The 14,215-nt window shown below is 35.4% G+C and carries 10 protein-coding genes; 9 read left to right on the top strand and 1 reads right to left on the bottom strand.

What is annotated here, in order from left to right:
- Positions 1 to 116: 116 nt before the first annotated feature.
- The 3 genes from BIW12_RS16315 (at position 117) to BIW12_RS07475 (ending at position 1,759) form a co-directional block, all read left to right on the top strand.
- A complete protein-coding gene (locus BIW12_RS16315) occupies positions 117 to 287 on the top strand; it encodes a hypothetical protein (protein ID WP_157499507.1) in 171 nt (56 codons plus the stop codon).
- Positions 277 to 642 carry a type II toxin-antitoxin system VapC family toxin gene (locus BIW12_RS07480; RefSeq protein ID WP_071184548.1) on the top strand — a complete coding sequence of 122 codons (366 nt, stop codon included), beginning with the start codon at positions 277 to 279 and terminating at the stop codon, positions 640 to 642. Before BIW12_RS16315 ends, BIW12_RS07480 begins: the two co-directional genes overlap by 11 nt.
- 157 nt (positions 643 to 799) lie before the next feature.
- On the top strand, positions 800 to 1,759 hold the full coding sequence (locus BIW12_RS07475) for a helix-turn-helix transcriptional regulator (protein ID WP_071184547.1): 960 nt from the start codon (positions 800 to 802) through the stop codon (positions 1,757 to 1,759).
- Positions 1,760 to 1,868: 109 nt separating this feature from the next.
- Here the strand turns inward: BIW12_RS07475 and BIW12_RS07470 are convergent, their stop codons facing one another.
- On the bottom strand, positions 1,869 to 2,351 hold the full coding sequence (locus tag BIW12_RS07470) for a DinB family protein (protein WP_071184546.1): 483 nt from the start codon (positions 2,349 to 2,351) through the stop codon (positions 1,869 to 1,871).
- A gap of 194 nt (positions 2,352 to 2,545) precedes the next feature.
- Here BIW12_RS07470 and thiL point away from each other — a divergent pair, with 194 nt between their 5' ends.
- The 6 genes from thiL to BIW12_RS07440 all read left to right on the top strand — a co-directional run bounded on the left by thiL (position 2,546) and on the right by BIW12_RS07440 (position 14,204).
- A complete protein-coding gene (gene thiL / locus BIW12_RS07465) occupies positions 2,546 to 3,592 on the top strand; it encodes a thiamine-phosphate kinase (RefSeq protein WP_071184545.1) in 1,047 nt (348 codons plus the stop codon).
- A gap of 735 nt (positions 3,593 to 4,327) precedes the next feature.
- On the top strand, positions 4,328 to 7,312 hold the full coding sequence (locus tag BIW12_RS07460; protein ID WP_232227179.1) for a SusC/RagA family TonB-linked outer membrane protein: 2,985 nt from the start codon (positions 4,328 to 4,330) through the stop codon (positions 7,310 to 7,312).
- A 38-nt stretch (positions 7,313 to 7,350) separates the two neighbouring features.
- A complete protein-coding gene (locus BIW12_RS07455) occupies positions 7,351 to 8,964 on the top strand; it encodes a RagB/SusD family nutrient uptake outer membrane protein (protein WP_071184544.1) in 1,614 nt (537 codons plus the stop codon).
- Between the two features lie 27 nt (positions 8,965 to 8,991).
- Entirely contained in the window at positions 8,992 to 10,107 is a 1,116-nt protein-coding gene (locus tag BIW12_RS07450) for a SusE domain-containing protein (protein WP_071186212.1), read from the top strand.
- A 64-nt stretch (positions 10,108 to 10,171) separates the two neighbouring features.
- The gene (locus BIW12_RS07445; RefSeq protein WP_083382067.1) at positions 10,172 to 13,504 is read left to right on the top strand and encodes an alpha-amylase family glycosyl hydrolase; all 3,333 of its coding nucleotides are present in this window, start codon (positions 10,172 to 10,174) and stop codon (positions 13,502 to 13,504) included.
- A 1-nt stretch (position 13,505) separates the two neighbouring features.
- Entirely contained in the window at positions 13,506 to 14,204 is a 699-nt protein-coding gene (locus BIW12_RS07440; protein ID WP_083382066.1) for a glycoside hydrolase family 78 protein, read from the top strand.
- The last annotated feature ends 11 nt before the right edge of the window (positions 14,205 to 14,215 follow it).

Genomic DNA, 14,215 nt, shown 5'->3' with positions numbered 1-14,215 from the left:
TTTTTTCTAGAAAATAGAAGAAAGAACAAAGAATATAGAGAGAACCTGATGATGAAAATTGTCAGGTTTTTTATTTAGGTCAATTAAATTTCTTAACTTTAATAAAAATTTTAGTTATGGTCTTAATTATAAAAAAGAAAAACACCAAAAAAGAAATTGATTCTATTTTAGAAAAGAAAGAGAAATCTGCTTCTAAAAAAGGTAACCTTTCTAAACATTTTGGGAAACTAAAACGAAATATTGACGGATTAGAATATCAATTGGAAACAAGAAAAAATGAAGATTGACTTTTTAGCCGACACTAATTTTCTGATTTATTTACACGAAGGAAAGCCTTTTATAGAACCCTTTTTGAATTATAATTTTGGTATTTCTTTTATTTCAGAAATAGAACTTCTAGGTCATAAAAACATTTCTAAACAAGATGAAAAATCCTTAAAAGGTTTATTAAAAGACAGCTTTGTTTTCAATTTTAGTGAAGACATAAAACTTCAAACTATCAAATTAAAGCAGAAGTATTCTATAAAACTTCCCGATGCAATAATTGCCTCAACAAGTATTATTTTTCAAATCCCATTAATTACTTCAGATAAAGGATTTAAAAGCGTTGAAGAGTTAGATTTAATTTTACTTGAAAATTAGATATTCTACAAAAGGCGTTTATGGCGGTTCTTAAACTGAATGACTAGTTTTTTATAGGATATAGAGAAAACCTGATGATGAAAATTGTCAGGTTTTTTGTTTTAATTCAATTTCCAAAAACAGCAAAACTGTATCTTTGAAGTAAAAAATCATACTCATGTTTGATGAATCTCCAAAACGATTTGACCGCATTGTAGCCATTTTGATTCAATTGCAATCCAAAAAGATTGTAAAAGCACAGGAATTGGCGAATCGGTTTGAGGTGAGTTTACGAACCATTTATCGTGACATTCGCACCTTAGAAGCTTCAGGAGTTCCTATTTATAGTGAGGCAGGTGTTGGTTATGCTTTAATGGAAGGTTATCGATTGCCGCCGGTAATGTTTACGAGAGAAGAAGCCAGTAGCTTTATTGCTGCCGAAAAATTAATGCAGAAATTTACGGATGTGACTCTTGGCAATCATTATGCTTCGGCGATGTACAAACTAAAAGCCGTACTTCGAAGTGATGATAAAGATTGGGTTTCCAGTATTGAATCGAATGTTTTGATGCAAACATCGGAGAAACTTTTTAACGATAAATCACCGAATACTTTAGCCACCATTTTTGAAAGCATCGCCGAGAAAACGCAAGTAATTCTTTCGTATGAAGCCATTGATGCCGATGGAATTACGATGCGACATATTGAGCCTGTTGGTGTTTTTCACGACAACAATAATTGGTACATGCTAGGCTATTGTCATTTGCGAAAGGATTACCGTCAATTTAGAACTGATCGGGTACACGGAATTAAGAAAACAGCAATTCCTTTCTCGATAGAGCATGAGGCTTTAGAAACCTATTTGGATAAAAGCAAAAATATTCCGACTACTAAAATTCGAATTCTTGTAGATAAAAAAATTGCCAAATATTTAAGCTCTGAACGAAAGTACCACGGCTTTGTTTCTGAAAAGAAAATCAACAACAAAATCGAAATGACTTTTATGTCTTGTGCTACCTTGGAAGGATTTTCGCGTTGGTACTTGATGTTTGGCGATTACGCCACCATATTAGAACCAGAAGGATTGAAAACCAGAATTCTGGAATTACTGGAAATAAACAAACAACGACTTTTATAAAAAAGATCCTAAAACGAAATTCATCTAATGTTTTATTTATAAACCATTAAGAGATTAAGATGAGTTAAGTCTAAATTTTTCTTAATCTCTTAATGGTGAAAATCAATTTTTATCTTTCCCAGAAAAAAGGAGGTTCGATTCCCAAAGCACGCAGATACACATAAGCCTGACCGCGATGGTGCACTTCATTATCAATAAAATATAGAATGTTCTGAATGATTGGGAACTCATATTGACCAAACAAATTAAAGGTTTCATTAAAATCCTCAATAGATAATTGTTGCCAATATTTATTAATTTCAGCAGTAGCTTCATCCCATTTTTGCAGATATTGGGCTTTGAAAATTAATTTTTCTCTTCCTTCTTCATTATAAGGCTGAACTTCTCTATTTACAATTCCTTTCATAGCAGGCGCTGCAATAGCTAAAAGTTCATCTGCTAGTTTTGAAAAAGGTCTCATTCCGCCAATTGAAAATTCGAAGAAGTCTTTCTCGGGAAATATTTCAATTACACGACGTGTCAAGGCGCGGTGTCCTTGCCAATGTTGCAATAAATCTTCGGGAGTAATTACTTGTGCTGCTTGTGTTTTCATAATTTTAAAGTTTTAATTTTTTACTTCTTCAAAAGTAGATACAGCTGGTGACAACAGTTTGTCAGTAGTATTTTTATTTTTTTCGAAAAAAATAATACAAGCTATTATTCCTCCAAATAGATTTTTTAATTGGTCAAAACCTTTGCTCCCGAAGCTTCGGGATTGTATCTTTGCAGCTTTGAAACTTACAAACTATGATTGAAGATAAAAACCCACAACGTACCAGCATTGCTCAATTGGGCGAATTTGGATTGATAGACCATTTGACTAAAAATTTTGAAATCAATCAGGCTTCTACCTTAAAAGGAATTGGTGATGATGCGGCTGTTCTAGATTTTAAAGACAAAAAAGTAGTGGTTTCTACTGATATTATGGTTGAAGGTGTTCATTTTGACCTGGCTTATATGCCGTTGAAGCATTTAGGCTACAAAGCCGTAGTATCGAATGTGTCAGACATTTGTGCCATGAATGCCAAAGCCACTCAAATTACGGTTTCGATTGCGGTTTCGAATCGTTTTCCACTAGAGGCTTTAGAAGAATTATTCCACGGAATTACATTGGCGGCCAATGAGTACAAAGTGGATGTTATTGGCGGTGACACTACTTCTTCACAAAAAGGATTAATCATCAGTATTACTGTTTTAGGCGAAGCTGATGAAGAAGAAATCGTCTATAGAAATGGTGCTAAGCCTACTAATTTATTAGTTGTTACTGGCGATATTGGAGCAGCTTATATGGGATTACAGGTTTTAGAAAGAGAAAAACAGGTTTTCCAGGTAAATCCAAATTCGCAACCTGATTTAGAATTATATACTTATTTAATTGAACGCCAGTTAAAACCTGAAGCACGAAAAGATGTCCGTACTTTATTACATGCTTTAGAAATAAAACCAACTTCAATGATTGATATTTCAGATGGATTATCATCAGAGATTATTCATTTATGCAAACAGTCAAAAGTGGGATGTAATTTATACGAAGACAAACTACCATTAGACCCGCAATTTATCAATGTGTGTGAAGAATTTGATATTGACAGCACTACAGTAGCCATCAACGGCGGCGAAGATTACGAATTACTCTTTACTATTCCGATTGAAGATTTTGACAAAATCAAAGGAAATCCTAACTTCTCTATCATTGGTCACATGACCGAAGAAAGCGAAGGAATTCACCTTGTAACCAGAGCCAACACTAAAATTCCATTAAAAGCGCGTGGCTGGAATGCCCTGAGCGAATAATAAAACCCATATCTAAACAAGCGGCAATCTGAAATTTATTTTTGGATTGCCGTTTTTTTATCACTCTATTTTAATACTAAAATCCTAAAAAAGACAAGAATAAACCTGCATAAATTTGGTTTACACCAAAAATTTATACTGAATCAAATTCAGAAACTTTATTAAATGTATTCATAATAGCGCAACAATTCATCCAATAAAAGAACTGTTGCATCATCAGGCTATTGCTAACTTATTGAACTCAAGGCATCATTTGGCTTTAAAATTAATCATCCTCAAAAAGGAACTCTCTGCCATTATATAACTGTTATACCGCATTTTTTCAAGTTATTTTTTTGACTAAAAATTTTATTAAGAATATATTTATTCGTAACTTAAATTGTATTTTTTATAATTAATTAAAGAAATAATTGTTTAATATACAATTATTTACTCATTAATTCAACTATTTACTAAAAGGGCAAAAAAACAACTAAAACTCGGTTTTTTAACTACATATTCACTACTTTTTTTTAAATACAAAAAAAGCACAAACTACTGATTTTTAGGGTGTTTACAATAAAAAAACCACTCATTTAACTACATTTTTATTGTTGTTAAAATTGAGGCTGTTAAATCCATCTAATTTTACATTATCGAAATCGAAATACTGTTTCTAAACTACAAACTAAAACACATTAACGATTTTGTAAAACCAAAATTATTAACAACCAAAAACAAAAAATTATGGTCAAAATGAAAAACAGTATGTATTACATTTTACTATTATGTAACATGCTATTTATTGTACCAAACCTAGTTGCCCAAACTGCAACTAAAAAGATTTCCGGTCTTGTTGTAGATCAAAAAGGAGAACCGCTAATTGGGGCAAGTGTATTAATCAAAGGAACAACTATTGGTACAATAACAGATGTAAATGGCGCATTTACTTTACCGCTATCAGGCAACTCTGCTGTATTGCAATTTTCTTTTATTGGATTTACTTCAAAAGAAGTACCCGCTAATGGACAAGATCTTAGAGTAGTACTAACCGAAGATTTTAGCGAATTAAAAGAAGTAGTAGTACAGGTGGGTTATGGTACGGTGAAGAAAAAAGACGCAACGGGTTCAGTATCCCAAATCTCTGCTAAAGAATTTAATAAAGGAGTCAATGTAACTCCGGAAAGTTTAATTAGCGGTCGTATTTCGGGGGTTAATGTAACTGGCGGAGGAGCTCCTGGTGCAAAAGCAGACATTAGAATCCGTGGCGGTTCGTCTTTATCAGCGTCGAATGAGCCTTTAATTGTATTGGACGGACTTCCGTTGAGTAATGCAGTGCCAAGCGGTGCTACCAGTATTCTTTCTACAATTGATCCAAATGACATTGAATCTTTTACTGTTTTGAAAGATGCTTCTGCAGCGGCAATTTACGGTTCGCGTGCAGCCAATGGGGTAATTGTAATTACTACTAAAAAAGGAACAAAAGGCGGCGTGAAAGTAAACTTTAGTTCTCAGTTAGGTGTTAATACTGTGGCCAATCAAGTGGATGTTTTAAGTGCTGATCAGTTTCGGGCTTTAGTAAATGAGAAAGGTTCTGATGCTCAAAAAGCTTTATTAGGAACAGCAAATACGAATTGGCAGGATGAAATTTTCCATACCTCATTGACAATGAATAACAACATCTCCGTAAGTGGTGCTTTGTTTAATAAATTACCAATACGTTTATCTGTGGGAAATGTTGATAATTCAGGGCTTTTAAGAAATACTTCTTTTGAAAGAACTACAACTTCTATCTCTTTGAATCCTGTTTTATTTGATAATCATTTAAGAATTGATATTAGCGGAAATATGTCTTTCGGTAAAAATCAATTTCAGGATGAAGGAGCTGTAATTGGAAGCGCCATTGGTTTTGATCCAACACAGCCGGTTTATGATGCCAATTCTCGTTATGGTGGTTATTTTGAATGGTTAGAACCTAATGGAAATTTACCTTTATTACCAGCAAGAAATCCTGTATCAAGACTAAATCAGGATGAAAGAAGAGCTACTTCTACCCGAAAATGGGGAAATGTTAGATTGGATTATAAATTGCATTTCTTTGAAGATTTAAGAGTAGTTGCTGAAGCAGGTATTGATAGATTTGATAGCAAAGGATATACCGAAGTAAGTACGCAAAGTCCTTTAGGATTTCAGCCGAATGCTTTTAGCTCAGGAAACTGGGTCAATTTAGGAAATTACTCCAGTTATACTGATATGCTTCAAAATAAAAACTTAAATACCTACTTTAATTACACTAAAGATGTAGGCAAGTTTAAAATTGATGCTACGGCGGGTTATAACTACCAATTATTCCAAAAAGAAAAATACGAATCCGGAGAAACCAGACAGCCAAATCCTAAAGAAGATGTTATTACTGATCCGAATATCAATCTTCAATCTTATTTTGGACGTTTGAATTTAGGGTATGACAGCCGTTATTTATTGACATTAAACTATAGACGAGACGGAACTTCCCGTTTTTCTGAAGCTAACCGATGGGGTAATTTCTCAGGAGCTGCTTTTGCATGGAATGTTGCCGAAGAATCTTTCTTAAAAGACAATGAAACTTTATCAAGCTTGAAATTAAGAGTAGGTTATGGAACAACAGGACAACAGGACATTTCGGCTCAGTATGATTACTTACAAAGAGTTACACTGGGTACTATAAGCTCACAGTATATTTTTGGAAACACAGTTTATTCAACTGCCAGACCGGAAGGTTATAATGAAAATATTAAATGGGAAGAATTGGCCGAGACTAACGTAGGTATTGATTATGGTTTCTTTAACGACAGAATTACAGGATCTATCAATTATTTTGATAAAAAATCGACTGATTTATTAGCTGAAATTGCAGTTCCTGACGGAGCGAATATTAGAAATCAAGGTTTCTTTAATATTGGTAGCGTGAGAACCAAAGGAGTTGAATTTAATATTCAGTCGGATATTATTAAAAATGATAATCTGACCTGGAACTTGGCTTTCAACACCACTTATATCGATCAAAAAATTGACCAATTAGGAATAACCGTTCCTGGTTTCCAAGGTTATTTTACAGGAGATAATATCGCTGGTGGTGGTGGAAATAAAATCCAAATTAACTCGGTAGGATTTACACCTAATTCATTTTTTGTTTATGAACAATTATATGATGCTAACAAAAAACCAATTGCAGGAGCTTATGTTGATCGAAATAATGATGGAACATTAAATGATGGCGATCGTTATAGAGCTAACAAACCGGCACCTGACTATACATTTGGTTTATTCTCAACTGTAAACTACAAAAATTTTGACTTTACCATGAACTGGAGAGCCAGTTTAGGCAACTATATTTTTGATAACGTGAGTTCTAATTTGGGCTATTCGGATGCAGGTTTAAGAAGACAAACCGATTTATCAAACGTAAGTACCGATTACCTGAATACAGGTTTCACTTTTGAAGATAACGGTACTTCCAGATACTTATCTGACTATTATGTAAAAGATGCTTCTTTTATAAAATTGGACAACATCACTCTGGGATACTCCTTTGATAAAAAACTATTTAAAGCGGCTTCAGTACGATTTACAGCGGGAGTTCAAAACGTTCTTGTACTTACAAAATACAACGGTTTAGACCCGGAGAAATTCAACGGAATTGATAATAATGTATATCCGAGAGCAAGAACTTTCTTGTTTGGTGTTAATGCGAATTTCTAATAAGTGAACTGAAAAACAAATTTTTAAAAAGAAATAAAATGAAAATAGCATTTAAAAATATATCTTATTTTTTCCTATTGATTTTAGGGTTAAATATGGCGCTTACTTCGTGTACCAACGACTTAGAAGTAACTCCAAAAGATGACGATGAATTTTTATCGGAAACGTTTTTTGAAAATCCTGAATCTTACAAACAAGTATTGGCTAAGCTATATGCGGGTTTGTATGTAGGAGGAAATGATGGAGACGGATCAGCAGATATTGCCGGAATTGGAGGTGATTTCAGTAGTTATTTAAGACTGCTTTTTGTAGTGCAGGAATTCCCTACTGACGAAGCTATTATTGCCTGGGCCGACGGAACTTTACCTACATTAAACACTCAAAACTGGTCTCCTGCCAATGAGTTTTTAGCAGGAACTTTTTCAAGAGCTTTCTATCAAATTAGTGTGGCGAATGAATTTTTAAGACAAACAACCGATGAGAAATTAAACAGCAGAGGTGTTGATGCAAGCTTAAAAGCTGAAATTGCCACTTTTAGAGCCGAGGCTCGTTTTTTAAGAGCTTTCTCCTACTACAATTTGATGGATTTATTCGGAAATGTACCTATCACAACTGAGAATGATCCTGTTGGGTTTTTCTATCCGGAACAAAAAACCAGAGCCGAAGTCTTTGCTTTTATCGAATCAGAATTAAAAGACTTAGATAATAGTCTTGCGGCTTCAAGAACAAATGAATATGGTAGAGTAGATAAAACGGCAGCTAAATTTTTATTGGCACAAATTTATTTGAATTCTAAAGTTTATACAGGAACCGAAAGATTTAATGAGGCAGGTACTGTATGTGCTGACATCATCAACAATTCCGGATATACTTTTGCGAATGTTCCTTATCGTTATTTATTCTCTGCTGATAATAATACGAATGGTGCTCAAAACGAATTTATTTTTCCAATTGTAAGTGACGGAAATGCCATTAGAGCTACTGGTGGTGGTATGAGTTTTATTCTACATGCCTCTATTGGAGGAAGTATGGATGCTGCTTCCAGAGGTATGGACGGAGGATGGCAGGGAATCAGAACCCGTAAAGAGCTTGTACAGCTTTTCCCGGATGCTACTGCCACTGCTGATAAACGAGGTACTTTTTATACTGATGGACAAACACTGGATATTGCTAATGTGGGAACTTTTACAAATGGATATGCGGTTACTAAATACATCAACAAAAAAGCGGATGGTTCTGCTGCCCAAAGAAATGATATTCCGGATACTGATTTTCCAATGTATCGATTATCTGATGTGTATTTAATGTATGCCGAAGCAACTGTTAGAGGAGCATCTTCAGGAAATATTGCGACAGCTGTGGGTTATATCAACCAACTGAGAGACAGAGCTGATGCTGCATCAATAAGTGCATCCGACTTAACTCTTGATTTTATTTTAGATGAAAGAGGAAGAGAATTATTCTGGGAATGCCATAGAAGAACCGATTTGATTCGTTTTGGAAAATTCACCGGAGGAAGTAAAATCTGGCAATGGAAAGGCGGAACAGCAAATGGTTCTGCAACCGAATCTTATAGAGATTTAATGCCAATTCCTTCCCGAATTATTCAGGCAAATCCAACATTGGAACAAAATACAGGCTACGTAAACTAATTTTTTAATTTATAAATAATGATACAATTGAAAAATATATATAAAATTATAATCGCGTTGATTAGCATCTTAGCAGTTTCATGTAACGCTGATGATGTTGACAATAGACCAATTCTTGAGAGTGTTTCAGCTCCCGAAATGACCTTACCTGTAACAGGAAAAACATTTGTACTTACCGAAGAAAATGCTGAGGATGAAGCCGATTTGTTCAAATGGAATCCAGCAGCATATTCTCATGATGTAGTAGTTAGTTATTCATTACTGATGGATGTAAAAGATGGCGATTTTGCCAATGCTCAAACATTAGCAAGTACAAGTGATATTAGTCAGGCATCCATTAGTGTTAAAACGCTAAATCAGGCCGCAATCGAATTGGGGGCAGTTCCAGGAACAGCTAAGTTGTTTGATGTAAAGGTAAAATGCAATGTTTCCGGAAGTACAGCAATGGAAACGGAAGAAACTATTACCATCAGTATTACTGCTTATTCCGGATTAGTAACTTATCCGTTTACCGACTGGTATCTGGTAGGTGATGCTACAGTTGCGGGATGGGATAATAATAAAGGAAACCAACCGCTGTTTAGAAGCGGAGTAAACCCTAAATTATATAAATATACCGGTTATTTCAAAGCGGGTTATTTCAAAGTAATTTCAACTTTAGGGAAATGGGCTCCTATGTATGGAGGTGCAGGAGGAAACTTAGCGTACAGAGCTACAGATGCCGATGGCGACCCTGCAAGTTTCAACATCCCAACAGCGGGCTATTATACTTTTGCAATAGATACCCAAACCTTGACTTATACTTTGAATCCTTATGATGCTTCGGCAGCAACCGTGCATGCAACCATTGGATTAATAGGGTCTTCAAGAACAGGAACTGAAGCAGGATGGAACGATGATACTGATATGGTTCAATCTACTTTTGACCCTCATATCTGGACACTTACAATCAGCTTATTTGACGGTAAAGCTAAGTTTAGAGCTAACAATGCCTGGGATGTAAACTGGGGAGGTGATAAAGCTTTTTCAGGATATCCTGGAAACGGAACTGGTGGCGGAGATATTCCGGTAGCCAAATCAAAATACAAAGTCTATTTTAATGATTTAGACGGAAGTTATCTGATGATTCCTAATCAGCAATAAATTAATGAAATAATGAAAAGGCTATCTATCATCAGATAGCCTTTTTTTTCCTAAACCAACTATCATGAAAAAAACACTACTTCTTATTTGTAGTTTTTTTTCAATTATAGCTTTTGCCCAACAGCAAACAGTGACTTATTCAGTAAGTCCTGCTATTTTTGAAGAAACTACAGCAATTACTATAACTATAAACGGAAATAGTATTAACGAATCTAGCTGGGGTGTCACTGGAAATGCCCTGTATATGTGGGCTTGGGCTTTTGGTCTTGATGATACTACTGCCAAAGGAACTCCGGATAACGGAACTTGGGAGGCTTCTTCCGAAGCGAGTAAATTTACCTACAACGCCGCAACCGACACCTATACAAAAACCATAACGCCGGCTACTTATTATAATGCTACAGCATTGGGTAAAATTGGGTTTTTAATAAAAGCCAAAAATGGAACCGGAGATAAAAAATCGCAGGATATTTTTGCAGAAGTGGGTGGTTTTCAATTGACACTCACTGCTCCGTCAGAAAACAGCACCACAATTGTAACTTCGGGGTCTAATTTTACTGTTTCGGCCACTAATACTGGTGGGAATGCTGCCTATGTTTTAAAAGCTAATGGAACAACGCTAAATTCTAACAGCAGTACCGCTTCTTTTTCTTATACACATTCGGGAATTACCGCTAATCAAAATTATGAATTGCAAGTCACGCAGGGAGCAACTGTTATAACTAAGAAATTTACAGTTATTATTAATCCGAATACTGTTTTGGAAGCAATGACTACTGCTTTGGAGGATGGAATTAATTATAATACTACCGATAATTCTAAGGCAACTTTAGTTTTGAATGCTCCGGGGAAAGACTTTGTGTATGTCGCTGGAAGTTTTAATAATTGGCAGCCTACTTCGGCTTATGCCATGAAAAAAGATCCCACAACGGGAAAATTTTGGTTGGAATTAAGCGGGCTGACTTCCGGAACGAATTATACCTACCAATATTGGGTGGTTGATCAAACCCCATTGACTAATTCGCCAACGATGGTCAAAATTGCCGATCCTTATTCTACTTTGGTGCTTTCGCCTTATGATGATTCGGGAATTCCAAGTACTACTTATCCTAATATGCCCGTATATCCTGCGGGACAAAATTTTGAAGTAACGGTTTTAAAAACAGGACAAACGGCTTACAATTGGCAAGTGACTAATTTTACAAAACCAGAAAAGGAAAAATTAGTCGTTTACGAAGTATTAGTACGTGACTTTGATTCACATCGCAACTTTCAGGATTTAATTAATCGCATCGATTATTTCAAAAAATTAAAAATTAACGCCATCGAATTAATGCCGGTTATGGAATTTGAAGGGAACGAAAGCTGGGGTTATAATACCTCTTTTCATATGGCATTGGATAAGTTTTACGGACCTTCGGACAAGTTAAAAGAGTTTATCGATTTGTGTCACCAAAATGGAATTGCAGTTATTCTGGATGTGGCATTAAATCATGCTTTTGGTCGCAATCCTATGGTGCGTATGTGGATGAACGACCCTGATGGCGATGGTTTTGGTTCGCCTACTACCGAAAATCCTTATTTCAATACCGTTGCTAAACATACCTACAATGTTGGTGAAGATTTTAATCATCAACAAGCCTTAACGCAGTATTATGTAAAAAGAGTAATTAAACAATGGATTCAGGAATATCATATTGATGGATTTCGTTGGGATTTGACCAAAGGTTTTACTCAAAATTGTACCGCTTCTGATGAAAGTTGTACCAATGCGTATCAGCAGGATCGTGTAGATGTTTTAAAATCCTATGCCGATTATTCCTGGAGTTTGGACCCTACCCATTACACTATTTTTGAACATCTTGGAACCGATGCCGAGGAACAACAATGGGCTAATTATCGAATTGCTGAATCGCCAAGTAAAGGGATTATGTTATGGGGAAAAATGACAAACGAGTACAACGAATTGTCAATGGGATATACCTCAAATATTGCCCGAATGAACAGCAGTAGCAGAGGATTTACTAAGAACCGATTGATGGGATTTGCTGAAAGTCATGACGAAGAACGTTTGATGTATAAAAATTTGCAATACGGCAATGCAACTAATGCTTCTCATAATGTCAAAAACTTAAATACAGCTTTGTCCAGAATGTCGGCCATTGGAGCGGTTTCCTTGTTGGTTCCGGGGCCAAAAATGATTTGGCATTTTGGAGAATTAGGTTTCGAAAATTCTATTTATAGCTGTGATAATGGAACAGTAAATACCGAATCGGATGCCACCTCGGGTGATTGTAAATTGTCAACCAAGCCACAACCACAATGGACGAATAACTGGTTAGCCAATGATAATCGCTATAAAATTTATTCAGATTGGGCAAGAATGATTAAGTTAAAAACGGAAGAACCCGTTTTCTTAGGAACTGTAACAATGGCTAACAGTAGTTCCTTAACTAAAAACATCAAAATTTCAGATGCTTCATTACCTGCTAATACTTTGAAAGATGTGGTGATTTTGGGCAATTTTGATGTGAATACCCAAAATGTTGCAACTGGATTTCCTTATACGGGCGAATGGTACAATTTGATGGATAATTCGGTGTGGAATGTAACTAATGTCAATGACCCAATTGCCATTCCGGCTGGTCAATATCGAATTTACGGGAACAAACCCGCATTTGCAGCCAATGTTCCTTTTGCTTTGCCTTCGGATAATTTTACGGTTGAGGCTAAATCAGAAACTTGTGCCAATAAAAAAAATGGGCAAATTAGTATTACAGCACTTCAATCGTATAATTATGTTGCCAATATCAATGGAACGAATTACAATTTTGTAAATAATAGTTTGACGGTTTCCAATTTGGCTCCAGGAACTTATCCTATTTGCGTAAGCATTACAGGTAAAACTTTCGAACAATGTTTTTCAATCACTATCAATGCAGGTGGAACTTTGGTTGGAAAATCGACACTTTCTTCGAACAAATTGGCAATTGAAATCGCCGAGGGAACAGCACCTTATCAAGTGGTGGTGAATGGCGTTACTCAATTTGAAACAAATGAAACTGCTTTTTCGGTTGAGGTTCAAAAAGGAGATGTTTTAGAAGTAAAAACAGCAGTTCCTTGCGAAGGGGTGTATATGCAAAACATTGCCGATAACTTGGGCAATGTTATGGCTTATCCTAATCCAGTTCAGGATATTTTAACTATTGCAGTTCCTACTTCTAAAAAAGAAGTCAACATTGCTTTGTATTCTATAGGAGGGCAATTAATTTCTAATACCACTTATCCAATTGTAAATCAAATGGTGCAAATGAATTTAGGGAAATTGGCTTCGGCAGTGTATTTCGCTAAAGTTGAGCTGGAAAATCCTGTAAGTATAACTATTATAAAAGAATAACATGAAAAAGAATATTTATATCCTTCTAATAGCTTCATACATGTTGTTTTCATGTGGTGGAGGTGATTCTTCATCTGATGAAGAAGTTACAAATACAGCACCTACTGTGCCTACATTGACTTTACCGGCTAATAATCAATTGTGTATTAATAATGCAGTAAGTTTCGAATGGAATCTATCAACAGATGCCGAAAAAAATCCGCTTACTTATCAAATTCAAATTGCCACCGATAATCAGTTTGCACAAATTGTAAAAACGACCGAAGGTTCTTCAACCTATCAATCCTTTACATTGAATAAAGGAGTTGCTTATTATTGGAGAGTAAAAGCAACAGATAGTAAAAATGCCTCGAGTAATTATTCGGCTACCTATAGTTTTTATACCGAGGCTGATGCCGTAGCTAATCATACGCCATTTTTACCGCAGATTGTGCAACCGGAACTCAGTTCTTTTGTAAACACAACTACTGCAACTCTTAAATGGACTGCATCCGATGTCGATACTAGTGACGTGCTGGTTTATGATGTTTATTTTGGAACAACATCCACACCCACTACAAAAGTAGCAACTAATATTTCGACTACTTCATGGACAAGTACAACGTTGCAGGCGGCTACCAGTTATTACTGGAAAGTAGTCGTTAAGGATAATAAAGGAGGGGAGACTATAGGTCAGGTTTGGAGTTTTAAAACTAATTAATCACTGCAAAT

This window comes from Flavobacterium commune, assembly GCF_001857965.1.
Lineage (GTDB): Bacteria > Bacteroidota > Bacteroidia > Flavobacteriales > Flavobacteriaceae > Flavobacterium > Flavobacterium commune.
The sequence above is the reverse complement of the archived record's forward strand: the minus strand, read 5'-3'. Positions and strand labels throughout refer to the sequence as shown.